This is a genomic window from Streptomyces sp. NPDC047130 (assembly GCF_040643475.1).
Taxonomy (GTDB): domain Bacteria; phylum Actinomycetota; class Actinomycetes; order Streptomycetales; family Streptomycetaceae; genus Streptomyces.
On sequence record NZ_JBEYUK010000008.1, the window covers coordinates 56,421 to 82,455 of the forward strand.

At 76.9% G+C, this 26,035-nt stretch carries 6 protein-coding genes; 2 read left to right on the top strand and 4 right to left on the bottom strand.

All coding sequences use genetic code 11. From position 1 onward, the window contains the following. Positions 1–89: 89 nt before the first annotated feature. Together ABZ836_RS13160 and ABZ836_RS13165 are read left to right on the top strand one after the other, a co-directional pair. Entirely contained in the window at positions 90–2,960 is a 2,871-nt protein-coding gene (locus tag ABZ836_RS13160) for a glycoside hydrolase family 3 C-terminal domain-containing protein (RefSeq protein ID WP_361141809.1), read from the top strand. A 100-nt stretch (positions 2,961–3,060) separates the two neighbouring features. After that, the gene (locus tag ABZ836_RS13165; protein ID WP_361141811.1) at positions 3,061–3,858 is read left to right on the top strand and encodes a VOC family protein; all 798 of its coding nucleotides are present in this window, start codon (positions 3,061–3,063) and stop codon (positions 3,856–3,858) included. On the opposite strand, the gene ABZ836_RS13170 is transcribed toward ABZ836_RS13165, so the two are convergent. The 4 genes from ABZ836_RS13170 to ABZ836_RS13185 form a co-directional block, all read right to left on the bottom strand. Continuing rightward, a complete protein-coding gene (locus ABZ836_RS13170) occupies positions 3,839–4,690 on the bottom strand; it encodes an alpha/beta fold hydrolase (RefSeq protein WP_361141813.1) in 852 nt (283 codons plus the stop codon). The two genes, ABZ836_RS13165 and ABZ836_RS13170, sit on opposite strands and share 20 nt — an antisense overlap. Beyond that, a complete protein-coding gene (locus ABZ836_RS13175; protein ID WP_361141815.1) occupies positions 4,687–5,217 on the bottom strand; it encodes a GNAT family N-acetyltransferase in 531 nt (176 codons plus the stop codon). Before ABZ836_RS13175 ends, ABZ836_RS13170 begins: the two co-directional genes overlap by 4 nt. 123 nt (positions 5,218–5,340) lie before the next feature. Next, positions 5,341–5,544 (bottom strand): MbtH family NRPS accessory protein, encoded by a 204-nt coding sequence (locus tag ABZ836_RS13180; protein ID WP_356138127.1) that lies wholly within the window; start codon positions 5,542–5,544, stop codon positions 5,341–5,343. Positions 5,545–5,659: 115 nt separating this feature from the next. Next, positions 5,660–26,023 (bottom strand): non-ribosomal peptide synthase/polyketide synthase, encoded by a 20,364-nt coding sequence (locus ABZ836_RS13185; protein ID WP_361141817.1) that lies wholly within the window; start codon positions 26,021–26,023, stop codon positions 5,660–5,662. Between the last annotated feature and the right edge of the window lie 12 nt (positions 26,024–26,035).

Below are 26,035 nucleotides of genomic sequence, written 5' to 3' on the forward strand. Positions count from 1 at the left end.
GGTCGCTCCCTTGACACCCGTGGAGGGCTCCGTCGAGCATCGAAGCGCTTCGAAAGTCCTCGCCCGCCCAGCCGCTGGGGGAACTCCACGTGACCGCATCCACTCCGTCCGGGCCGCCGTTCCGCGATCCGCTCCTGCCGTTCGCCCGGCGCGCCGCGGATCTTCTGTCGCGGCTGACTCCCGAGGAGAGGATCCGCTTCCTGCACCAGTACGCCCCGGCCGTGGAACGGCTGGGCGTCGCCGCCTTCCGCACCGGCCAGGAGGCGCTGCACGGGGTGGCCTGGGCGGGTCCGGCGACCGTGTTCCCGCAGTCCGTCGGCCTGGGGGCCACCTGGAACCCGGCGCTGGTGCGCCGGGTGGGCGAGGCGGTGTCCCGGGAGATCCGGGCGATGCGCCGGGCGGACGACCGGGTGGGACTCAACGTGTGGGCGCCGACCGTCAATCTGCTGCGCCACCCGCTGTGGGGCCGCAACGAGGAGGGCTACGCGGAGGACCCGTACCTGACCTCGGCGATCGCCACGGCCTACACCCGCGGGCTGCGCGGCGACCACCCCATGCACTGGCGCACCGCCCCCGTGCTCAAGCACTGGCTGGCGCACAACAACGAGACCGACCGCGACACCAGCTCCAGCTCGGTGCGGCCCCGGGTGCTGCACGAGTACGACCTGCGCGCCTTCCGCGACACCGTGCGGGCGGGCGCGGTGGCCGGGGTGATGCCGGCGTACAACCTGGTCAACGGCCGCCCGAACCACGTGTCCCCGCTGCTGGACGACCCGTTGCGCACCTGGACCGGCGAGGACCTGCTGGTCTGCTCGGACGCGGGCGCGCCGTCGAACCTGGTGGACTCCGAGCACTACCACGACACCCACGAGGAGGCCGTCGCGGCGGCCCTGCGCGCCGGCGTGGACAGTTTCACCGACCACGGGACGGACAGCGCGCCGACCGTCGCCCGGCTGACGCGCGCACTGGAGCTGGGGCTGCTCACCGAGGCCGACGTCGACCGGGCGGTGCTCCGCCAGTTGTCGGTGCGGCTGCGGCTCGGCGAGTTCGACCCGGACGGGGGGCCGCACGCCGGGGACCACGCCTTCGACACGCCGGAGCACCGGGAGCTGGCGCGGGAGGCGGCCGAGCAGGCGGTCGTCCTGCTCCGCAACGACGGCGTGCTGCCGATCGCCCCGGGCGCGCGGATCGCGGTGGTCGGGCTGCTGGCCGACGAGTGCAAGCTGGACTGGTACAGCGGCTCCCTCCTGCACCGCTCCACCCCGCTCGACGGCCTCCGCGAACGGTTCGGGGCCGCGAACGTGGAGTTCGCGGAGGGCGCGGACCGGGTCGTGCTGCGGACCTCCTCCGGCGCGTTCCTGCACGTGCCGCCCGCCCCGGACGACACCGCGGCGCCCGCGGGCGGCGCCGAGGACGCACTCGACCCGGCGCTGCTCGCCGGGCGCACCGACCTGCCGCCGCTCACCACGGCGGCCACCGGCACCGTGTTCGCCCTCGTCGACTGGGGGGACGGCGTCCTGACGCTGCGCGCGCCCGACGGCCGTCACCTCTCGGCGGCGGAGGACGGGTTCGTCCGGGCCTCCGCCGACCAGCCGGGCGGGTGGGTCGTCCGGGAGACCTTCCGGCTCGAACCGCACGGCGACGGCCACCTCCTGCGCCACCTGGCGACCGGCCTCCCCGTGCGGGCCGACGCCGACGGCGTGCGGGTGGCGGACGGGACCCCCGAGGTCTTCCACCTGGTCGTCACCGAGCGCGGCGAGGAGGCGGTGGCCCGGGCCGCGGCCGCCGCCGACGTGGTCGTGGTGGTCGCGGGCAACGACCCGCACATCAACGGGCGGGAGACCGAGGACCGGACCACGCTGCGGCTCCCCGCCCAGCAGGAGCGGCTGCTCCGCGCGGCCCGCGCCGCCCGTCCGGCCACCGTGCTGGCGCTGACCTCCTCCTACCCGTACGCGCCGGACGTGGCGGACGTCCCCGGTGTGCTGTGGACCGCGCACGGGGGCCAGGCCGCGGGCACCGCCCTGGCCCGCGTGCTGGCCGGCGACGTCTCCCCCGCCGGCCGGCTGCCCCAGACCTGGTACGCCGACGACGCCGACCTGCCGCCCCTCCTCGACTACGACGTCATCGGCTCGGGCCAGACCTACCTGTACTTCCGGGGCGCACCGCTGTTCCCGTTCGGGCACGGCCTGTCCTACGCGTCCTTCGCCTACGACGGCCTGACCGCCCTCCCGGACGCGGACGGCGCCGCCGTGCGCGTCGCGTTCACCGTCACCAACACCTCCGCCCACCGCACCGCCGACGAGGTGGCCCAGCTCTACGTCCGCGCCGTGGACCCCTCGGTCCCGCGTCCGCGCCGGGAGCTGGTCGCCCACCGCCGCGTGACGCTGGCGCCCGGGGAGACGGCCGCCCTCTCCTTCGAGGTGCCGATGTCCGCCTTCGCCCTGTGGGACGTGGCCCTCGGCCGCCTCCGGGTGGAGCCGGGCGGCTACGAGCTGCTGGCCGGCGCCTCCAGCGAGGACGTCCGCCTGCGGTGCGTGGTGCGGCTGCCCGGCGAGCCCGCCCGCCCGCGCCCCGTCCTCGCGCAGGGCCTCGACGCGGCCTGCTACGACGAGCAGAGCGGCACGCTGATCGTCGACCGGACCAGGACGGCCGGCGACGCGGTGACGACGACCGGTTCCGGCCCGGGCGAGCTGCTCTTCCGCGGTTGCGACTTCGGCGACGGCGTGGACGGGGTGGCCGTCGAGGTGTCCGGCGACGGCACCGTCGGCCTCTCCGTCGACGACGGCCCCGCCCTCGCCACCCTGACCCCGCCGGAGCCCACCAAGGACCGCTACGCCTACGTCACCCTGCGCGCGCCCCTCGACCCGGGCGTCCTGGCCGGGGTGCGCGACCTGCGCCTGCGGCTGCGGGGGCCGTTGCGGCTGGCCCGGGTCACCTTCTCCGCCCGCGGGAGCGTCTGAGGAACCCCGGCGGCCCTCCGCGGCGCTCCCGCTGACAGGCGGGCCCCGGTCCCCCGTGCCAGGCTGGATCCGTACGGAATCCGCGAAAGGGACCATCGCCATGATCACCAACGATTTCGCCCCCGGTTCCCCCTGCTGGCTCGACCTCGGCGCACCCGACGTCCGGGCCGCCGCGTCCTTCTACGGGGCCGTGCTCGGCTGGGACTACCGGTCCATGGGCGAGGGCGAGGACATGGAAGGCGGCATGTTCCAGAAGGACGGCAGGACCGTCGCCGGCCTCGGCAGGCTCACCGAGGAGGGCGCCCGTCCGGCCTGGATGATCTACTACAGCGTCACCGACGCGGACGCCACCACGGCGGCGGTGGAACGCGCGGGCGGCACCGTGCGCGTGCCCCCGCGGGACCTCGACGAGTGGGGCCGGATGGCGCAGTACGACGATCCCCTGGGGGGCCAGTTCGCGGTCTGGCAGCCGGGCACCACCAAGGGCGTCGACCTGGTCGACAAGCCGGGTTCGCTCTCCTGGACCGAGCTGTACACCAGCGACGCGGCCGCCTCCAAGGAGTTCTACGGCGAGGTCCTCGGCTGGCGGTTCAGCGACATGGACCTGCCGGGCGGCGGGGGCACGTACTCCATGATCACCCCCGCCGGCCTCCCCGAGGAGCGGATGCACGGCGGCGTCATGGAGCTCCCCGCCGAACACCTCGGCCTGGCGCACGGCCGGCCCTACTGGCACCCCGTCTTCAACGTCACCGACTGCGACGCCGCGGTCGCCCGGGTCACCGAGAACGGCGGCAGCATCCAGATGGGTCCCGAGACCGCGGAGGGCGTCGGCCGGATGGCCGTCTGCCTCGACCCGTCCACCGCGGACTTCGTCGTCCTCACCCCCGCGGAGGGCTGACCTCCGCGGGGGGCACGCGCCCGTCCCGGAGAGGCCCCGCGCGGGCCGGATCCGGCCGGGCGGGCGGGGTGAGGCGGGAGGAGAGGTGGGCCAGGAGTTCCTCCTCCCGCTCCCGCAGGTAGAAGTGGCCGCCGGGGAGGACCACCGTCCGGTGTCCGGCGTCGGTGACCTCCGCCCAGGTGTCCAGGTCACCCACCGGACAGACGGGGTCGCGGTCGCCGCCGTAGGCGGTGACGGGGACGCGCAGCCGCTCGGCCGGCGGATCGGGGCGATAGCCGTGCAGCAGCCGGTGGTCGCCCCGCAGCGACGGCAGGAGCAGGTCGCCCATGTCGGGATGCTCGTAGGCCCACGCGTCGGGGCCGCCCAGCCGCCGGACGGACTCCAGCAGTCCGGCGTCGTCGAGCGCGACCGGCACCCGGTTCCCCAGATGGGGCGCGCGCCGCCCCGACACGAACAGCGCGACGGTCCGCGCGCCGGGCACGCGCCGCAGCCGGAGCGCCACCTCGTAGGCGACGGCGCTGCCCATGCTGTGGCCGAAAAGCGCCACCGGCAGGTCCAGGAAGGGGCCGAGGGCGGCCGTGACGGCGTCGGCGAGCTCGGTCATGGACCGCGCGCACGGCTCGGTGAGGCGGTCCTGCCGTCCCGGGTACTGGACGGCGAGGACCTCCACCTCCTCGGGCAGCCCCTGCGGCCAGGTGCGGTACACCGCCGCGGTGCCCCCGGCGTGGGGGAAGCACACCAGCCGCAGCCGCGGCCGCCCGGTCCGGTGGTGCCGGAACCAGGGGACGCGGAGGTCGGGGCGGGCCGCGCGGACGTCCGGGTCCGGGGTCATGCCGGGGCGTCCTGACCGGAGGGGGCGGTGGGGAGCATCAGCATCCGTGTCGTCGTGCCGTCGTCCCCGACGACGTCGCGCACGGGGACGAAGCCCAGACGGCGGGACATGGCGAGGCTGGCGGTGTTCTCCGCGCCGACCATCCCGTAGACCTTCTCGAGCCCGAGGTTGTCGGCGGCGTGCCGGATCAGGCCGCGGACCGCCTCGGTGCCCAGGCCCTTGCCCCAGTGACCGGGGGCGAGGGCGACGACGAGTTCGTGGCCGTCGACGTTGCCGGTCCGCTTCACCTCGGCGTGACCGATGTGGTCCTGCCCGTGCCACACGCCCCACACGTCGAACAGCCGGGTCGGGTAGACGTCGGTGAGGATGGCGCGGAAGATCCGCCGGATGTCCTCCTCGGGCACGCGGTCCTGGCCCATCCAGCGGCAGACCTCCTCGTCGCGCAGCAGGGCCACGAAGGCGTCCTCGTGCTCGGGCCGGTAGGGCAGGAACTCCAGGCGCTCGGTGCGCAGGACGGGCATGGGCATGAGGTCTCCTCGTCTCGACGGCGGGTGCGGACGGCGGGTGACGCCCGGCGGGGCGGGAGGGACGGGACGGGCCCGGTGGGGCGCGGAGGCGGCCTGCCTCCGCGCCCCACCGGCGGCACGGGGTCAGGAACCGGCGTTCTCCATCCGCTCGCGCAGGCTGCGCGGGCGCATGTCGGTCCAGACCTCGTCGACGTAGGCGGTGCACTCGGCCTCGGTGCCCTCCTTGCCGACGGGCTGCCAGCCGGCGGGCACCTCGATGTCCACGGGCCAGAGGGAGTACTGCTCCTCGTCGTTGCGCAGCACCTGGTAGCGGGTGTTCTCGTCCATTTTCCTGCCTTCCGTTGTCAATGCGGGGGATTTCGGGAGCAGTTGGCGCAATTGCACGCCTGGTGGGCCGGGGCCCGCCCGGCGGGGCGGGCAGCGGGCCCGGGCGGGGCGCACCTCAGCGCACCCCCCGTGCGTGCCGGGCGATGTGGCCGAGCGCCGCGGTGAACTCGCCGGCGACACGGCGCACCGTGTCGGTGTCGTGCACGGCGGGGCGGTGGTGCCAGGTGAAGGCGAGCCGGCCGTTCTGCACCGCGCCGACCACCTCCAGCAGGTGGGAGCCGCCGTCGCGGAGGTCGTGGTCCTGGCCGAAGCCGCCGTGGGCGGCGCGGACCGGCCCGGGGTCGGCGCCGGTGCCGCCGCCGGTGCCGCCGGTGCCGTCGGACGGGCGCGCGTCCCACTGCCCGAGGTAGTTGAAGACCACCTGGCCGTGCGCCGGGGAACCGCCGAGCCGCTCCCGCACCGCGGGCGGGCCGAAGGTCCGCAGGGCGCCGAAGCCGAGGCCGTTGCCGGGCACGGCGCGCAACTGGCGGCGCACCGACTTCACCAGGGCCCGCCAGTCGCGGCCGGGGCCCAGGTCGTCCGGGTCGTCGACGCGCAGCGCGACGGGGTGGACCGTGGTGAACCAGCCGACGGTGCGCGACAGGTCGACCCCGTCCAGCAGGTCCTCGCGGCCGTGTCCCTCCAGGTCCAGGCGGACCCGCTCGGTACCGGTCCAGCGGGCCAGGGCGAGGGCGAAGGCGGCGAGCAGGACGTCGTTGACCCGGGTGCGGTAGGCGGCGGGGGCGGAGCGCAGCAGGGCCTCGGTGTCGGTCTCGTCGAGTTCGACGGTGAGCGCCCGCGACGCGCCGGCCTCGGTGACCGCGGGGCCGGGCAGGGGGTCGGCGGCGGTGGCGTCCTCCCAGTGCGGGATCTCGTGGTCCAGGCCGCCGCCGGCGACGTGGGCGGCGAGTCCGCGGGCCCAGTCCCGGTAGGAGGTGGTGCGCTCCCCCAGGGCGACCGGTTCGCCGGCGGCCGCCTGCCGCCAGGCCGTCTCCAGGTCGTCGCGGAGGATCCGCCAGGAGACCGCGTCGACGACGAGGTGGTGGGCGACCAGGAGGAGGAACGCGGGGCGGTCCTGGGCGCCGGTGAACAGGGCGGCGCGCAGCAGCGGTCCGCGTTCCAGGTCGAACCCGGCGTGCAGGGCGTCGGCGGCCCGCTCCATCGCGGTGTCGGCCTCGTCGGCGGTCAGGCCGGCCAGGTCGTACGGGACGAGCAGGTCCTCCGGGGGGTCGGCGGGCGGCGGGTTGAACTGGTGCCAGCCGTCGGCGTCCCGGGTGAAGCGCATGCGCAGCGCGTCGTGGTGGGTGAGCAGGGCGGCGAGGGCGGTCTCCAGGGCCTTCGGGTCGGGGGCGTCGCCCAGTTCGAGGAGCAGGGACTGGTTGAAGTGGTGGTGGGCGGCGCGCGGGGTGGTCAGGAACCACTCCTGGATGGGGGTGAGCGGCACGTCGCCGCTGACCGGGCCGGTGTCGCCGCCGTCCTGGGGGTCGTCGCGGACCGCGGCGGCCAGTGCGGCGACGGTCTGGTGGGCGAACAGGTCACGGGTGGTCACGTGCAGGCCCGCGCCGCGCAGCCGGGAGACCACCTGCATGCTGAGGATCGAGTCGCCGCCCAGGTGGAAGAAGTTGTCGTCGGTCCCGACCTCCGGCACGCCGAGGACGTCGGCCCAGATCCGGGCGACGCGCCGCTCGGTGTCGGTGCGCGGTGCGGTGCGCGGCCCGCCGGGCGCGGTGGCGGGGCCGGGGGCGGGCAGGGCGCGCCGGTCCAGCTTGCCGTTGGGCGTGAGCGGGAGGCGGTCGAGCGGCACGAAGACCGACGGCACCATGTGCGGGGGCAGTTGCCGCGACAGCTCCTCCCGCAGCTCGTGCGGGTCGTGCGGCGCCCGCGGCCCGTGCGGCGCCCGCGGCTGCTCGGCGGGGACGAGGTAGGCCACCAGGCGTGCGGTGCCGGTCGCCGCGTCGTCGTGGACGACGACGACCGCGTCGCGCACCCGGCCGGTGCGGCGCAGGGCGGCCTCGATCTCGCCCGGTTCGATGCGGTAGCCGCGGAGCTTGACCTGGGCGTCGGCGCGGCCGGCGAACCGGAGCTGCCCGTCGGCGTCCCACCGCACCAGGTCGCCGGTGCGGTACATCCGCTCCCCCGGGGCCCCGAACGGGTCGGGCAGGAAGCGGGAGGCGGTCGTGCCGGGCCTGCCGAGGTATCCGCGGGCCAGGCCGGGGCCGGCCACGTACAGCTCGCCGAGCACGCCGGGCGGGACGGGGCGCAGGGCGGCGTCGAGGACGTGGACGCGGGTGGCGCCGGCCGGGCCGCCGATGGGCGGGGCGCCCCCGCCGGGGGTGAGCGGGCCGGTCCAGGTGGCGACCACGGTGGCCTCGGTGGGCCCGTAGGAGTTGATCATCCGGCGGCCGGGGGCCCACCGCTCCACCAGGTCGGCGGGGCAGGCCTCCGCGCCGACGATCAGGGTGCGCAGGCCGGGCAGGGACGCGGCGGTCTCCGGCGGGAGCGTGGCGAGGGCGGCCGGGGGGATCAGCGCGTGGCTGACGCGCCGTCCGGCGAGCACCTCGGCCAGCCGTTCGCCGACCAGGGGCCCCTCCTCGCCGGTCACCAGGGTGGCGCCGGTGAGCAGGGAGACGCAGAGCTCCAGGACGGAGGCGTCGAAGCTGGGCGAGGCGAACTGCAGCACCCGGTCGCCGGGACCGGCGGCGTACCGCTCGGCGGCGCCCGCGGCGAACGCGGCGAGTCCGCCGTGGGTGACGACGACGCCCTTGGGGGTGCCGGTGGAGCCCGAGGTGTGGATGACGTAGGCGGGGTGGGCGGGGGTGAGCGGGGCGGTGCGGTCGGCGTCGGTGGGCGCGGTGTCCGGGCCGTCGCCGGACCAGATCTCGGCGGGGTCGTCCAGGACGACGGCCGCGCCCGCGTCGCGGAGCATGAACCGGCGCCGCTCCTGCGGGTAGGCCGGGTCGACGGGCAGGAAGGCGCCGCCGGCCTTGGTGACGGCGAGCTGGGCGACGACCGTGGCCGCGCCGCGGGGCAGGGCCAGGGCCGTCACCGTCTCGGGGCCGACGCCGCGGCCGATGAGCCGGTGGGCGAGCCGGTTGGCGGCCCGGTCGGTCTCCGCGTAGGTCCAGGTCCTCCCGCCCTCGGCCAGGGCGACCGCGTCCGGGGTGCGGGCGGCCTGCCGTTCGAACAGGTCGGGCAGTGTGGCGGCCGGGACCGGGCGGGCGGTGGGGCGCCCCAGGTCGAGCAGGGCCTGGAGTTCGGCGCCGGTGGTGAGCGGCAGGGCGCCCAGCGGCCGGTGCGGGTCCTCGGCGAGGGCGGTCAGCAGGGTGGTGAGCTGGCCGGCCATGCGCTCGGCGGTGGCGGCGTCGAAGAGGCCGGTGTTGTAGGTGAGCAGGCCGTGCAGGGCGCCGTCGTCCGTCTCGGCGAACTCGAAGGAGAGGTCGAACGCGGCGTGCCGCAGCCCCGTGGCGACGTCGCTGATCTCCAGGCCGGGGACGTCGATCCGGGCGGGCGGGGTGTTCTGCAGGGCGACCATCACCTGGAAGAGCGGGGTGCGGCTGGTGTCGCGCTCCGGCCGCACCTCGTCCACCACCTGCTCGAAGGGCGCGTCCTGGTGGGTGAAGGCGTCGAGGACGGTCCGCCGGACGTCGCCGAGGAACTCGGGGAAGGGCTGCTCGGGCCGCACGTGCGAGCGCAGGACCAGGGTGTTGACGAAGAAGCCGACCAGGCGCTGGGTCTCGGGCAGGTCGCGGCCCGAGGTGACGGTGCCGACGGCGATGTCCCGTCCGCCGGACAGCCGGGCCAGGTAGGCCTGGGTGGCGGCGACCAGGGTGGTGAACAGGGTGGCGCCGCGCTCCTGCCCGGTCCTGGCCAGCCGGCGGGCGGTGTGCGGGGGCAGCACCAGGCGGGTGGAGGCGCCGTCCGAGGTGCGGACCGGCGGGCGCGGCCGGTCGGTGGGCAGGTCGAGCGGTTCGACGCCGGCCAACTGCTCCTTCCAGTACGCCAGGTGCTCCTCGGCGACGGCGCCGGGGGCGGTGCGCTGCCAGTGCGCGTGGTCGGCGTACTGGACGGGCAGCGGCGGGAGTTCCCCCACACCCGGGCCGGAGCCCGCGCCGCCGCCGGTGTCCGCGCCGCCGCCGGAGCCCGCGCCGCCGCCGGTGTCGGTCTCGGCGCGGTAGAGGTGGAACAGGTCGCCGGTGAGGACGGAGTTCGACCAGCCGTCGGTGACGATGTGGTGCATCACCAGGGCCAGCACGTGTTCGTCGCCGGACAGCCGCACCAGCGCGGTGCGCAGCAGCGGGCCGCGGCGCAGGTCGAAGGGGCGGGTGCGTTCGGCGGCGAGGAGGTCCGCCGTCCGTGCGGCCCGTTCGGCCTCGGGCAGCGCGGACAGGTCGTGCAGGGGCAGCGGGACGTCCTGCGGCGGGTGGACGATCTGCACGCCGTGGCCGTCGGCGGAGTCGAAGGTGGTGCGCAGCGACTCGTGCCGGGCCACCAGTCCGCGCAGCGCGCGGGCGAGGGCGCCGGTGTCCAGGCGGCCGCGCAGGCGCAGCGCGAGCGCGGTGACGTACTCGGCGCCGCCGGGCGCGAACTCCTCCAGGAACCACAGGCGTTGCTGCGCGTAGGACATCGGGGGCGCCGGATCGCGGGGCACCGGGGTCGGGCCGGGCCGCGCGGGGGCGGCACCGGGTCCGGTGAGCAGGGCGGCGAGGGCGGCCGGGGTCGGGTGGTCGAAGACCGCGCGCGGGGAGACGTCGGTCCCGAACTCCTCGGCGAGGCGTGCGGCCAGGCGGATGCTGAGGATGGAGTCGCCGCCGAGGAGGAAGAAGTCGTCCTCCGCGCCGGGGCGTTCACCGCCGAGCACCTGGGCGAAGACCTCGACGGTGCGTCGTTCCGCCTCCGTGCGGGGCGCGACGCGAGCGTGGTCGGGGCGGCGCGCCCCCTCGGCGGGGGCGGGGAGCGCGGCGCGGTCCACCTTGCCGTTGGCGCTGAGCGGCAGGGCCGCGAGCGGGACGACGACGGAGGGGACGAGGTAGTCGGGAAGGGTGAGACGGGCGGACTCCAGCAGGCCGTCCGGGACCTCGCCGGCCTCGCCGACGACGTAGGCGACCAGCCGCTTGGCCCCGGTCGCGTCCTCGCGGGCCACCACGGCGACGTCCGCGACGCCGGGGTGGGCGGCCAGCGCGGCCTCCGCCTCGCCGGGCTCGACGCGGAAGCCGCGGATCTTCACCTGGTCGTCGGCGCGGCCGAGGAACTCGATCGCGCCGTCGGACGGGCGCCGCCGGACGAGGTCGCCGGTGCGGTACATGCGGCCGCCGGGCGGCCCGTAGGGGTCGGCGGGGAAGCGGGCGGCGGTGGCGCCGGGCCGGCCGAGGTAGCCGCGGGCCACGCCCTCCCCGGAGAGGTACAGCTCGCCGGGGCAGCCGGGCGGGACGCGGCGCAGCCGGGCGTCCAGGACGTGCGCGCGCAGGTCGTCCAGGGGCCGGCCGATCGGTACGGTGCCGGGCACCGCGCCGGCGTCGGCGAGGGCGTGGGAGGTGGCGAAGGTGGTGGTCTCGGTGGGGCCGTACCCGTCGACGACGGTCAGGCCGGGGCAGGCGGCCAGGACGCGGCGTACGGCCGCCGCGGGGACGACGTCGCCGCCGGTCCACACCTGGCGCAGGCCGGCGAAGCAGTCGGGGGCGTCCTGGGCGAGCAGCCGGAACAGGCCCGCGGTGAGCCACAGCGCGGTCAGGCCGCCGCCCGCGGTCAGGCGGCGCAGCAGGGCCGCGTCCACGGGGCCGTCCGGGGCGACGACCACGGTGCCGCCGGTCAGCAGCGGGGCCCACACCTCGAAGGTCGCCGCGTCGAAGGCCACCGGCGAGTGCAGCAGCACCCGTGCGCACACGCCGTCGCCGAACCGGCTGTCGGTGGCGAGGGAGGCCACGTCCCGGTGGCGCACGGCGACCGCCTTGGGCAGGCCGGTGGAGCCGGAGGTGAACATGACGTAGGCGAGGCGGTCGGGGTCGGCGGGCGGCAGGGCGGCGGGCGGCGTGCCGGGCCGTTCCGCGGCGCAGGCGGTCACGTCCTCGGCGGTGAGCCGGACGGCGGCTCCGGCCTGCGCGAGCAGGGCCCGGCGCCGTTCCTCCGGGGCGCGGGAGTCCACCGGGAGGTAGGCGCCGCCCGCCTTGAGCACGGCGAGCTGGGCCACGACGAGTTCGGCACCGCGGTCCATGAGCAGGGCGACGCGGTCCTCCGGGGCGACCCCGTCCGCCAGCAGGCGTGCCGCCAGCCGGTCCGACCAGGCGTCCAGCTCCCGGTAGGTGACGCCGCGCCGTCCGTCGTCGACGGCGACGGCGTCGGGGGTGCGGCGCGCCTGGCCGGCGAAGAGGCCGACCGGGCTGCCCGGAGGGGTGCTGCGGGCGGTGGTGTTCCAGTGCTCGAGCGTCCGCAGGTCGTCCTCGGTGAGCGCTCCGAGACCGTCGACGTCGGTGTCGGTCTCCAGGCCGTCCGCGAGCCGGGTCAGCAGGACCGACAGCCGGGCGGCGGCGCGTTCGACGGTGGGGGCGTCGAACAGGCCGGGGTCGTAGGCGAGGTCGAGGCCGAGGCGGTCGCCGAGGTGGGCGCGCAGGCACAGCGGGAACGAGGTCGCGTCCTCGGGCCGCACCTCCTCGACGACGACGCCGGTGCGGGCGGCGGCGGACTCGTCGACCGGGTAGTTCTCGAAGACCACCATGCTGTCGAAGAGGGGCTTGCCGGACGGGATCCGGCCGGTGGCCTGGATGCGGGGCAGGGCGAGGAAGTCGTGGCGACGCGCCTCGCTCTGCTCCTCCTGCAGACCGCGCAGCCACTCCCGCACGCCGCCGTGCCGGGTGCCGCCGTGACGCACCCCGCCGGACGGCACCCGCACGCGGGTGGGCACCGTGTTGATGAACATGCCGATCATGGTCTCCACGCCGGGCAGTTCGGCCGGGCGGCCGGAGACGGTGGTGCCGAAGACGACGTCGTCACGGCCGCCGCCGCGGGCCAGCAGCAGCGCCCAGGCGCCCTGGACGACGGTGCTGACGGTGATCCCTGCGCGGGCGGCCGCCTCCCGCAGCCGGCGCGAGAGGCGTTCGTCCAGTTCCCGGTGGACGGTGGCCGCGGAGCGGGCCCGGTGCGCCTCGGCCGGGGTGCGGTCGTAGGGCAGCGGGGTGCGCTCGGTGAAGCCGTCGAGCACACCGGCCCAGTACCGTTCGGCGGCGGCCGCGTCGTTCTCCTCGCGTTCGGCCAGCCAGCGCAGGAAGTCCGCGAACGGCCTGCGGGCGGGCGGCGCGGCGGCGGGGCCCCCGGTGCGGGCGGCGTACCGTTCGCACACCTCGGTGAGCAGCTGGCCGCTGCTCCAGCCGTCGAGGGCGATGTGGTGGGTGGACCACAGGAGCAGCACCTCGTCGCCGGGCAGCGCGGCCAGGGTGAGGCGGGTGAGGGGTGCCCGGGTGAGGTCCAGGGCCGTGGCGCGGTCCTCGGCGAGCAGCCGTTCGGTCGCCTCGTCCCGCTCGGCGGGCGTCAGGCGGCGCCAGTCCCTGTGGGTGACGGGCAGTCGGACGCGGTGGTGGACGACCTGCACCGGGTGCGGGAGGCCCTGCCAGTGGACGCTGGTGCGCAGGGCGGGGGTGCGGTCGGCGACCTCCTGCCAGGCGTCCGCGAAGGCCTGCGGGTCGGCGACGCCGGAAAGGCGGACGGCGATGCGGTCGACGTAGGCGTCGGCGGTGCCGACCAGGCCGTGGAAGAGCATGCCGGACTGCAGCGGGGTGAGCGGCAGCACGTCGGCCACCCGGCGTCCGTCGCCGACGAGGCGGTCGAGCTGCCGCTGGGTGAGGCGGGCGAGCGGGAAGTCGGAGGGGGTGCGGCCGCCGGCGTCCTCGCGGGCGCAGTGGGCGACGATCTCCCGCAGGGCGGTGAGCGTCTCCTCGGCGAGGCGGCGCACGACGGCCTCGTCGTGGACGGCCGGCGGGTAGGTCCAGCCGAGTTCGAGGCGGCCGTCCTGGACGACTCCGGTGACGTCCAGCAGGTAGGGGCGTTCCTCGTCGGGGTCGGTGTCGCGGCCCGCCGGGGGCAGTTGGGCCCGCAGCAGTCCGTCGCCCGGTCCGCCGCCCGTGTCCCAGCGTCCGTGGTGGTTGAAGCCGATCCAGGGCCGCGGGCCGTGGGCGAGCGGGCTGCCGGGCACCAGGTGGCGCAGGGCGCCGTGGCTGATCCCGTGGCGCGGCACGGCGCGCAGTTGCTCCTTCACCGAGCGCAGGGTGTCGTGCCAGCCGGCGGTGGGGTCGACGGTCAGCGCGAGGGGGAACTCCGCGGTGAACCATCCCACCGTCCGGGAGAGGTCCAGGTCGTCGAAGAGGTCCTCGCGGCCGTGGCCCTCGACGCCGATCAGGACGGTGTCGCCGCCGCACCAGCGGGCCAGGGTGCGGCCGAGGGCGCTCAGCAGCACGTCGTTGACCTGCGTGCGGTACGCGTCGGGGACGCGGCGCAGCAGCGCGTCGGTCTCCTCGGCGTCCAGGGCGACGGTGAGGGTGGCGGCGGTGCCGTGGGTGTTGGGGCCGCTCCGGCCGGCCGGCGGATCGGCCGGAGCGGTGCCTGCGGCCGCCTCCCAGTAGGCGAGGTCGGTGTCCAGCGCGCCGGACCGGGCGTGCTCCTCCAGCCGGGTGGCCCAGGTGGTGTGGGCGGTGCCCACCGGGTCGAGCGTGACGGGCCGCCCCTCCACGAGGGCGCGGTGGGCGGTCTCGAGGTCGGCGAGCAGGATGCGCCAGGAGACGCCGTCGACGGCGAGGTGGTGGACGGTGAGGACGAGCTGCCGGGGGTCGCCGTCGAGGAGCAGGGCGCGCACCGTCCGTCCCTCGAGCGGGTCGAGGGAGGCCTGCGCGTCGTCCACCGCCTGCTGGATCCGGGTCTCCCCCACCGGGCCGGCGTGATGGGTGAACACCTGGTGCCGGGCCCGCGGGAGGACTTCCTGGCGCCAGCCGTCCGGCGTCCGGCGGAACCGGGTACGTAGGGCCGGGTGGTGGGCCACGAGGGCCTCGACCGCCTGCCGCACCGTCTCCGGGTCGGTGTCCGGGGCGACGGCGAAGCGCTGCGTCATGGTGAAGCGCAGCCGGTCGCCGGGGCGGCGGCCGTCGAGGTACCAGCGCTGGATGGGGGTGAGCGGGGCCTCGGTGGGCGCCTCCGCCTCCGCGCCGGTCACCGCCGGGTCGCCCGGGTCGCCCGCGCACAGGGCGAGTTCGGCGACCGTCTGGTGGCGGAAGACGTCCTTGGTGGTGAGGGCGAGACCGGCCCGGCGGGCCCGGGAGACGATCTGGATGCTGAGGATCGAGTCCCCGCCCAGGGCGAAGAAGTTGTCCTGCGCGCCGACCCGTTCGACGCCGAGGACCTCCGCCCAGAGGGCCGCGAGCCGTTCCTCCACGCCGGGGCGCGGCGCCACGTAGGGGGTGGCGGTGTCGGGCTGGGCGGGCGGCGCGGGCAGGGCGCGGCGGTCGGTCTTGCCGCCGCTGGTGCGCGGGATCCGCGCGAGCGGCACGTAGGCGGCGGGCACCATGTGGTCCGGCAGGGTGCGGCGCAGCAGGACCCGCAGCTCGTCGGCGGGCGGGACGCGGTCCGCGGCGGGCGCGAGGTAGGCGACGAGCAGGGTGCGGCCGGCGTGCTCGCGGGCGGCCACGGCGGCGTCGGCGACGCCGGGGTGGGCCAGGAGCGCGGCCTCCACCTCGCCGGGCTCGATGCGGAAGCCGCGGATCTTGACCTGGTCGTCGGCCCGGCCGAGGAACTCGAGCCGCCCGTGGGCGTCGCGGCGGACGCGGTCGCCGGTGCGGTACATCCTCGCTCCGTGCCCGGCGCCGGGCAGGGGGGTGCCGTCCCCGGAGGTCCCGGCGAACGGGTCGGGCAGGAAGCGGGCGGCGGTCGCTCCGGGGCGGCCCAGGTAGCCGCGGGCCACCTGCGGCCCGGCCAGGTACAGCTCGCCGGGCACGCCCGGCGGCACCGGGCGCAGGCGGCCGTCGAGGACGTAGGCCCGCAGGTTGCGGCCGGGCCGGCCGATCACCGGCCGGCCGGGGCTGTCGGCGCAGCGGGCGTAGGCGGCGTCGACGGTGGTCTCGGTGGGGCCGTACATGTTGTACGCGGTCACGCCGAGGCCGGCCGCCGCGACGAGCTGCCGCCAGGTGGCGGTGTCGACGGCCTCGCCGCCGACGAGCAGCAGCTCCGGGTGGTGGCGGCCGGAGGCGAGCAGCCCGGCGGCGAGGAGTTCGCGCAGGAACGAGGGGGTGACGTTGACGAAGTCGAGCCGCCGGTCGGCGACCAGGGCGCGGAAGGCGTCGGGGTCCCGGCGGGTGTCCTCGTCGAGCAGGTGCACCTCGTGGCCGAGGGCGAGCAGCAGCATCCCCTCCCAGGAGGTGTCGAACGAGAAGGAGGCGCTGAGCGCGGCGCGCAGCCGGCGGCCGCCCGCGGTGTGCGGGGCGAGGAGGCCGTCGCGGTGGTCCAGGCACAGGTTGACCAGCTGGCGGTGTTCGACGGCGACGCCCTTGGGGCGCCCGGTGGAGCCGGAGGTGTGGATGACGTACGCCGTGTGGCGCGGGTCGAGCGGGCGGCGGCGGTCGGCGTCGGTGGGGTCGTGGTCGGGCAGCCGGTCCCACTCCACGGCGCGCAGGGTCCCGGGGGTCAGCACGGTGCGCGCCCCGGTGTCCTCGAGCAGGGCCGTCACGCGCTCGTCGGGCAGGTCGGGGTCGAGGCACTGCGGGGCGGCCCCGGCCTTCAGCACCGCCAGGACGGCGACCGGCAGGTCGGCGGTGCGGGGCAGGCGCACCGCGACGACCTCCTCGGGGCCGGCGCCCAGGGCGATCAGGTGGTGGGCGAGCCGGTTGGCGCGGGCGTTGAGGGTGGCGAGGTCCAGCGTGGCGTCACCGGCGACCAGGGCGGTGGCGTGCGGCGTCCGCGCGGCCTGCTCCTCGAACAGCGCGGTGAAGGTGGTGTCGGGCACGGCCTGCGAAGCGCCCTGCCATGCGTGCAGGACCTGCCGCCGCTCCCCGTCGGTCAGCAGCGGAAGGTCGCCGGCCGGCCGCTCCGGGTCCTCGGCCGCCGCCTCCAGCAGCAGCCGGAGCCGGGCGGCGAGAGCGCGCGCGGTCTCCTCGTCGAACAGGCCGGTGCTGTACTCCAGGTGGCCGGTGACGCCCCCGTCGTGCTCGACGAAGTCGAAGGCCAGGTCGAAGGTGGCGTTCCGGACGGGCGGGGTCACCGGCTCGACGTCCAGGCCGGGCAGGTCGGGGGTCCGGGCGCCGAGGTTGTGCAGGGCGACCATGACCTGGAAGAGCGGGGTGCGGCTGGTGTCCCGCTCCGGTCCCAGCGCGTCCACCAGGTGCTCGAAGGGCGCCGCCTGGTGCGCGAAGGCGTCCAGGACGACCTCCCTGGCCTGCTCCAGCAGGGCGCGGAAGGAGAGGTCGGGGCGGATTCGGGCGCGCAGGACCAGGGTGTTGACGAACATGCCGACCATGTCGTGCAGTTCGGCCCTGTCGCGTCCGGCGGTGACGGTGCCGACGGCGATGTCCTCCTGCTCCGTCCAGCGGGACAGCAGGACCTGGCAGGCCGTCAGCAGGGTCATGAAGAGGGTGGCGTCGGCCGAACGGGCCGTCTCGCGCAGCCGGTCGGTGAGCGCGGCCGGCAGCTCGAAGGTGACGAGGGCGCCGTCGCGGGTGCGGACGGCGGGGCGGGGCCGGTCGGTGGGCGGCTCCAGCGGCTCCAGCCCGTCCAGGACGCGCCGCCAGTGGGCCAGGTCCCGCTCCGCGTCCTCGGTGCGGGAGCGCTGCCAGGCGGCGAAGTCGGCGTAGCGGATGGGGAGTTCGGGCAGCCGGGGGGTGCGGCCCTGGTGGGCGGCGGTGTACAGCTCGCTCAGGTCGCGGCCGAGGACGGCGACGGACCAGCCGTCGGTGACGATGTGGTGCACGGCGAGGACCAGCACGTGGTCGTCGGGGCCGAGGCGGGCGAGGCGGGCGCGGAGCAGCGGGCCGGTGGCGAGGTCGAAGGGCTCGGCGGCCTCGCGGTCGAGCAGCGTGTCGAGGGCGCTGTCGCCGTGCCCCGCCAGGTCGTCGACGGGGAGCTCCACCGGCCGCGGCGGGAGGACCACCTGCCGGGCGGCGCCGTCGCCGTCCTGCTCGGTGAAGACGGTGCGCAGGGTCTCGTGCCGGTCCACCAGGCCGTCCAGGGCGGAGCGCAGCGCCTTCTCGTCGAGCGGTCCGCGCAGCCGCAGCACGGACAGGGTGGTGTACTCGGTGGAACCCGGCTCGAACCGGTCGAGGAACCACAGGCGTTGCTGGGCGTACGACAGCGGGGCCGGGGTGTCCGGCGCGAGGGCCGGTACGGGTTCGGCGGAGGCGCTGTCGCCGGGGTCGCCGAGCGCGGCGGCCAGCGCGGCGACGGTGGGGTGGGTGAAGAGCAGCCGGGGCGACACGTCGCCGCCGAAGGCGGTGCGGAGCCGGGCGGTGACGCGCACGGCGAGCAGGGAGTCCCCGCCGAGGGTGAAGAAGTCGTCGTCGGCGCCGATTCCGCCGTCCGGGCCGATGTCCAGGACGTCCGCCCAGGCGTCGGCGACCAGGCGCTCGGCGCGGGTGCGCGGCGGGACGCGGTCGCCGCGGGCGGCGTAGCCGTCGGGGCCGGGGGCGGGCAGCGCGCGCCGGTCCAGCTTGCCGTTCACGGTCAGCGGCAGTTCCGCCAGGGGCACGTAGGCGGCGGGCACCATGTACGACGGCAGCGACTGCTGGAGGTGGGCGCGCAGCGCGGCGGCGTCCGGTACGGCGGCGTCCGGCGCGGCGGCTGCGGCCCCGGCCTGCCCGGTACCCGCCTCCTCCGCACCGGCGTCGCCACCGCCGCGGGCCACCACGTAGGCGACGAGTCGGCGCGTGCCCGAGGCGTCCTCGTGGACGTCCACGGCGGCCGCCGCCGCCCCCGGGTGGGTGTGCAACGCGGCCTCGATCTCGCCGAGTTCGACGCGGTAGCCGCGGATCTTGACCTGCTGGTCGGCGCGGCCCAGGTACTCGAGGGTGCCGTCGGCGCGGCGGCGGGCCCGGTCGCCGGTGCGGTACATCCGGCTGCCCGGCGCGCCGTACGGGTCCGCCGGGAAGCGCGCGGCGGTCAGGCCGGGCCGGTTCAGGTAGCCGCGGGCCGGTCCCCGCCCCGCCACGTACATCTCGCCGACCGCCCCGTACGGCACCGGGGCCAGGGTGTCGTCGAGGACGTACACCCGCAGGTCGGGGATGGGGACGCCGATGGTCCCGGCGGCAGCGGCGGCCCCGCGCTCCGCGCCGTGCAGGGGCGCGTGGGTGACGTGGACGGTGGTCTCGGTGATGCCGTACATGTTGACCAGGCGCGGCGCGTCCTGCGGGTGCCGCGCGTACCAGGGGCCGAGCCGGGTGACGTCCAGGGCCTCGCCGCCGAAGATCACCGTGCGCAGCGCCAACCGGTCGCCGTGGCGGGGGTGTTCGGCGTCGGCCCGCTGGAGGGCGTAGAAGGCGGAGGGGGTCTGGTTGAGGACGGTGACCTGCTCGTCGGCGAGGAGCCGCAGGAAGTCCTCCGGGGAGCGCGCCACGTCGTCGGGGACGACGACGAGCCGGCCGCCGTGGAGCAGCGCGCCCCACAGCTCCCACACCGAGAAGTCGAAGGCGTAGGAGTGGAAGAGCGTCCACACGTCGTGCTCGTCGAAGCCGAACCAGTGGGCGGTGCTGCCGAACAGCCGCACCACGTTGGCGTGGGGGACCACCACGCCCTTGGGGCGGCCGGTGGAGCCGGAGGTGTAGATGGCGTAGGCGGGGTGCTCCGGCAGCGGCCTCCGGTCGGGGCGGGGCCCGGTCGCGGGGCGGGCGGCGAGGTCGGCGGCGACGTCCGGGGCGTCCAGCGGCAGCACGGGAACGCCGCCGCCCCGGGCCCGGTGGGCCGCCTCCGCGGTGGTCACCAGCAGCACCGGGCGGGCGTCGTCGAGGATGCCGGTCAGGCGCTCCTCGGGCGCGGTGGGGTCGACGGGCAGGTAGGCGGCGCCGGTCTTGAGCACCGCGAGGATCGCCACGACCTGGTCGAGGCCGCGGGGCAGGGCGAGGGCGACGAAGCGCTCCGGGCGCGCGCCGGCCTCGGCGAGGCGGTGGGCGAGCCGGTTGGCGCGGGCGTCCAGGGCCGCGTAGTCCAGGTGCTCGCCGGCGCAGGTGACGGCGACGGCACGGGGGGTGCGGGCGGCCCGCGCCTCGAAGAGGTCGACCAGGGTCTCGCCGGGACGCCCGTGCGCGGTGCCAGGGGCGGCACCGGGGAGGGACTCGCGGGCGGCGGCGGGGAAGGACGCCGGAGCCGCGCCGGGGAGGGACGCCGGGGCGGCGCTGTCGTCGCCCCCGGTGAGCAGGCGGCGTTCGGCGGGCGTGGTCCAGGGCAGCTCGCGCAGCGGGCGGCCGGCGTCGGCGGCGATCCCGGTCAGCAGCAGGCCCAGCCGCCCGGCGAGGGCGCGGACGGTCCCGGCGTCGAACAGGGCGGGGTCGTAGGCGAGGTCGAAGCCGATCCGCTCGCCCTGGAAGGCGCGCAGGACCAGCGGGTAGTTGGTGGCGTCCCGCGAGGACACCTCGGCCAGGCGCACCCCGGCGCCCGCCGTGCGGGCCTCGTCGAAGGGGTAGTTCTCGAAGGCGACCATGCTGTGGAAGAGCGGGCTGCCCGGCGGCACGTCGCTCAGGGCGGTCAGCTCGGCCAGCGACACCGCGGCGTGGCGGCGCGCCTCGGCCTGCTCCCGCTGCAGGTCGCGCAGCCAGTCGGCGGCCGGGCGGCGGGCGTCCACCCGGACGCGGGTGGGCAGGGTGTTGATGAACATGCCGACCATGGACTCGGCGCCGGGCAGCTCGTCGGGGCGGCCGGATACGGTGGTGCCGAACACCACGTCGTCCTCGCCGGCGTACCGGGCGAGCAGCAGTGCCCAGGCGCCCTGCACCACGGTGCCGAGGGTGAGGCCGGCCTCGCGGGCGGTGCGGGCCAGCCGCTCGGAGACCTCGTCGGACAGTCCGGCCGTGTGCAGGGCGGCCGACCGGGCCTGGTGGCCGTGGCCCTGCGGCCGGTCGGCGGGCAGCGGGGTGGGCGTGGCGAACCCGGCGAGCACGCCGCGCCAGTGGTCGCGGGCGGCTCCGTCGTCCTGCTCGGCGAGCAGGCGCACGTAGTCCCCGAACGGGCGGCGTACCGGCGGGCGGCTCTCGCTGCCGGTGGTGAGGGCGGCGTACTCCTCGCACACCTCGGTGAGGACCTGGGCCAGGCTCCAGCCGTCCAGGATCAGGTGGTGGGAGGTCCACACCAGGCGCAGCCCGGCGTCCGGCAGCCGGATCAGGGTGAGCCGCGTCAGCGGGGCGGTGGTGAGGTCGATGCCGCGGGCTAGGTCGCGCTCGCACAGCTCGGTCAGCCGGACGGCGCGCTCGGCGGGGTCGAGTTCCCGCCAGTCCAGGTGGGTGACGGGCACCTCGACGTGCCGGTGCACGATCTGCAGGGGCACGGGGACGTCCTCCCAGACCACGGAGGTGCGCAGCGCGGGGGTGCGGTCGGTGACGCGCTGCCAGGCGAGTGCGAAGGCCCGCGGGTCGGCCACGCCCTGGAGCAGCAGGGACGCCTGGTCCAGGTAGACGTCGTCGGGGCCGCCGACCAGGCGGTGGAAGAGCATGCCCTCCTGCAGCGGGGTCAGCGGCAGGACGTCCTCCACACCGCGCCCGTCGCCCACCAGCCGGTCCACCGCCGCCTGGTCGAGCCGGGCGAGCGGGAAGTCGGAGGGGGTGCGGCCGCCGGCGCCGGGGCGGGCGCAGTGCTCGGCGATCGCGGCGAGGGCGCAGGCCATGCCGTCGGCGAGCCGGCGCACGGTCCGCTCGTCGTGGACGTCCTCGCTGTAGTGCCAGGTGATCTCCAGGCTGCCGTCGACGACGGCGGCGGAGACGTCGAGGAGGTGGTCCAGGGGCTCGTCGGCAGCCGTCTCCCGGCCGGGCACCGGGGCGGTCTGGGCGAAGTCGCCCGAGCCGGGTGACTCCCAGCGGCCGTGGTAGGTGAAGGACACCTCGGGCGGGGGCGTCCCGCGGAGCGCGCGGACGGCCGGGTCGTCGGTCGGGGCGAGGCGGGCCAGCGCCTCGAAGCTCAGGCCGCGGCGGGGAACGGACCGCAGCTTCTCCTTGACGGCCTTGAGGGTGGCGCCCCAGTCGGGCGAGCCGGCCGGTCCGGCGGGGGCCAGGGTGACGGGGTACTGGGCGGTGAACCAGCCCACGGTGCGCGACAGGTCGAGCGGTTCGCCGATCTCCTCGCGTCCGTGGCCCTCCAGCAGGACGGTGACGCGTCCGGCGCCCGCCCAGTCGGCGAGCACCCGGCCCAGCGCGCTCAGCAGGACGTCGTCGACCCGGGTGCGGTAGACGCCGGGCACGCGGCGCAGCAGCGCCTCGGTGGTGGCCGGGTCGACGCTCGCACGGACGGTGCGCACCGACGCGGCGCGCGGGGCGCCGGGCCGGTCGACCGGCAGCGGGGTGCGTTCCCCGGCGGTCTCGGCGGTCCAGTGGGCCAGGTCGGCGTCGAGGTCGCCGTCCCTGACCCGTTCGGCCAGGTGCGCGGCCCATGCGGCGAACGGCACGGCCTCCGGTTCCAGGGCGGCCGGTTCACCGGCCGCGGCCTGCCGGTAGGCCTGTTCGAGGGCGGCGAGCAGGACGCGCCAGGAGACGCCGTCCACGGCGAGGTGATGGGCGGTCACGAAGAGCCGCGGGCGCTCCCCCGCCGCGGCGGGCAGCAGCAGGGCGGCCCGCAGCAGGGCGCCGGTCTCCGGGTCGAGGGCGGCGCGGGCGTCGGCCGCGGCCTCCTCCTGGGCGGCGGCCGGGTCGGGCGCGGCGGACAGGTCGTGGCGGGTGAGCAGTCCGGTGGCCGGGCCCTCGCCGGGGTGCTGCCGCCAGACGCCGTCGGTGCGGGCGAACCGGGTGCGCAGCGCGGGATGGCGGGCGGCCACCGCCTCCACCGCCCGCTCCAGGGCCGTCTCGTCGAGGTCGTGGGGCAGGTCGAGGAGGACCGACATGCTGAAGTGGCGCAGGGGTCCGTGGGTGGCGAGGAACCACTCCTGCACGGGGGTCAGCGGAGCGGGCCCGGTGAGGTGCGGGGTCCTGGGCGCCGGGTCGGCGGGGGCGCGGCCGGTCGCGGCGGCGGCGAGGGCGGCGACGGTCTGGTGGCGGAAGACGTCCTGCGAGGACAGCGGGAGGCCGGCCGCGCGGGCGCGGGAGACGGCCTGGATGCTGAGGATGGAGTCGCCGCCCAGTTCGAAGAAGTTGTCGGTGACGCCGACGCGGGCGACGCCCAGCACCTCGGCCCAGATCGCGGCCAGGGTCTCCTCGGCGGGGGTGCGGGGGGCGACGTGCTCGCCCCGCGCGGTGCCGGCGCCGAAGTCGGGGGCGGGCAGGGCGCGTTTGTCCAGCTTGCCGCTGGTGGTGAGCGGCAGGGCGTCGAGGACGGTGAAGGCGGACGGCACCATGTGCTCGGGCAGCACCCGGAGCAGGGCGGCGCGCAGCGCGGCGCCGGTGAGGGCGGACTCCGCGGCTTCCGCGGTGCCCGCGGCTCCCACGCCCGCGCTCTCGCTCACGCCCGCGCCCGCGCCCGCGCCCGCGGGGACGACGTACGCGGCGAGCCGGGTGTGGCCTCGGTCGTCGGCGGCGGCGGTCACGGCCGCGGCGGTCACCCCGGGGAGGTCGAGCAGCGCCGCCTCGACCTCGCCGGGCTCGATGCGGTGGCCCCGCACCTTCACCTGGTCGTCGACGCGGCCCAGGTGGTCGATGCGGCCGTCGCCGGTCCAGCGGGCCAGGTCGCCGGTGCGGTACATCCGGCTGCCGGGCGGGCCGAACGGGTCGGCCGGGAAGCGGGCCGCGGTCAGGCCGGGCCGGCCGAAGTAGCCGCGGGCCACCTGCTCGCCGGCCAGGTACAGCTCGCCCCCGACGCCGGGCGGCACCGGCCGCAGCCGGTCGTCGAGGACGTACGCCCGGGTGTTGGGCAGCGGCCGGCCGACCAGCGGGCGGTCCTCGTCCGTGACGCGGCAGGCGAGGGCGTCGACGGTGCATTCGGTGGGGCCGTAGAAGTTGTAGGCGGCGACGTCCGGGTGGGCGGCCAGTTCGCGCCAGAGGGCGGGGCCGATGGCCTCGCCGCCGATCATCAGCACCCGCGGGCGGTGGCGTTCGTCGGTGAGGAGACCGGCGGGCAGCAGCTGGCGCAGGTAGGAGGGGGTGAGGTCGAGGAAGTCGACCCGGTGCCGGACGACGTACTCCACCAGGGCGGCCGGGTCCCTGCGGGTCGTCTCGTCGACGAGGTGCAGCGGGTGGCCGTCGGCCATCAGCAGCACGCCCTCCAGGGAGGTGTCGAAGGAGAAGGAGGCGGTGAGGGCGACGGTGAGCGGCCCGCCGCCGGCGTCGGCGACGAAGCCCGCGCGGTGCGCGGCGAGCAGGTTGGCCAGGGAGCGGTGGGAGACGGCGACGCCCTTGGGACGGCCGGTGGAGCCGGAGGTGTGGATGACGTAGGCGGTGTGCTCGGGGTCGGGCTCGGGGAACCGGGCCACGGGCGGCGCGGTTCCCGCGGGTCCGGCGGCCCCGGCGGGCGCCGCGGGTTCCTCCCGCAGGGCCTCGCGTACGGCGGCCTCGTCGAGGACGAGGGCCGGGCGGACGTCGTCGAGGAGGTACCGGACGCGGTCCTCGGGCAGGGCGGGGTCGAGGGGCAGGTAGCCGGCGCCCGCCTTCCACACGGCGAGGATCGCGGTGATCATGTCGGCGGTCCGGGGCAGGCGCAGGGCGACCAGCCGCTCGGGTCCGGCGCCGCGGGCGGCCAGGTGGCGGGCGAGGCGGGCGGCGCGGGCGTCGAGCGCGGCGTGGTCGAGGCGTTCGCCGCCGGCCACCAGCGCGGTGGCGTGCGGGGTGCGGGCGGCGCGGTCCTCGTAGAGGCGGGGCAGGAGGGCGGCGGGGGCCGGGCGGGCGGTGTCGTTGAACTCCCGGACCACCCGGCGCACCTCCTCCTCGGAGAGCAGCGGGAGCGTGCCCAGGGGGCGGTGGGGTTCGGCGGCGGCCCCGGTGAGCAGGCGCACCAGCTGGTCGGCGGTCCGGCGGGCGGTGTCCGCGTCGATCAGGTCGGTGCGGTACTCCAGCAGCCCGGTCAACGCCTCGCCGTCCGGGACGAACTCGACGCTGAGGTCGAAGGTCGCGGCCCTTCGGGGCACGGTCACCGGCGCGGTGGCCAGGCCCCGCACGGCGGGGGCGGCGGGCGGGGCGGGGTGCAGCAGCACCATCACGTCGAAGAGCGGGTTGCGGCCCGCCTCGCGGGGCGCTCCGACGGCCTCGACCAGCCGGTCGAAGGGGGTGTCGCCGTGTGCGAACGCGTCGTTGACGGTGTCGGCGGCGGCCGCCAGCAGGTCGCGGAAGGAACCGGCCGCGTCGACCGGGGTGCGCAGGACGACCGTGGAGGCGAAGAAGCCGACGGCCCGCTCGAGTTCGGTGCGGGGGCGGCCCGGGGTGAGGGAGCCGACCGTGATGTCGTCCTGCCCGGACCAGCGGGCCAGCAGGGCCTGGCAGGCCGCGGTCAGGGCGGTGAACAGGGTGGTGTGCTGCTCGGCGGCGAGGGCGCGCAGCCGGGCGGTGACGTCGGCGGGGACCGTGAAGGCGTGCACCGCGCCCGCGCCGGACTCCTCGCCGCGCCGCGGCCGGTCCAGCGGCAGCGCGGGCGGCACGGCCCCGCGCAACCGCTCCACCCCGTGCGAGAGTTCGCGCTCGAGACGGTCGCCGGAGAGCTGTTCGCGCTGCCACACGGCGAAGTCCGGGTACTGGGCGGCCACCGGCGGCAGGTCCACCGGCTCTCCGTGGGCGAGCGCCTCGTAGGCGGTGCAGAGCTCCTCGAGGACGACGCCCATCGACCAGCCGTCGGTGACGATGTGGTGGGCCGTCAGCAGCAGGACGTGCGCGCCGGGGGCCTCGCGGAGCAGCAGGGCGCGCAGCAGCGGTCCGGTGCCCAGGTCGAAGGGCCGGGTGTACTCGGCGAGCAGGGCGGCCTCCGTCGCCTCCGGGGCCACCTCGCGGACCGGCAGCGGCACGGGGGCCGGTTCGTGGATCCGCTGGACGGGGCGGCCGTCCTCGCCCTCCGCGAAGGTGGTGCGCAGCGCCTCGTGGCGGGCGGCCACGAGGTCCAGGGCCCGGCTCAGCGCGTCGCAGTCCAGCGCTCCGGTGAGCCGCAGGGCGACGGCGCTGTTGTAGCGGGCGTCGCCGGGGCGCAGGCGGTCCAGGAACCACAGGCGCTGCTGGGCGTGGGAGAGCGGCAGCGGGCGGGTGCGGTCGGCGCGCGGGATCTCCCGCCGGGAGGCGGCGGCGGACCCGGCCGCGGCCCCTCCGGCGAGCCGCCGGCGCAGCGCCTCGCGGAGGTCGTCGGGGAGGGCGTCGGCGCGGTTCTGCTTCGAAGACGTCATGGTGGTGGGGTC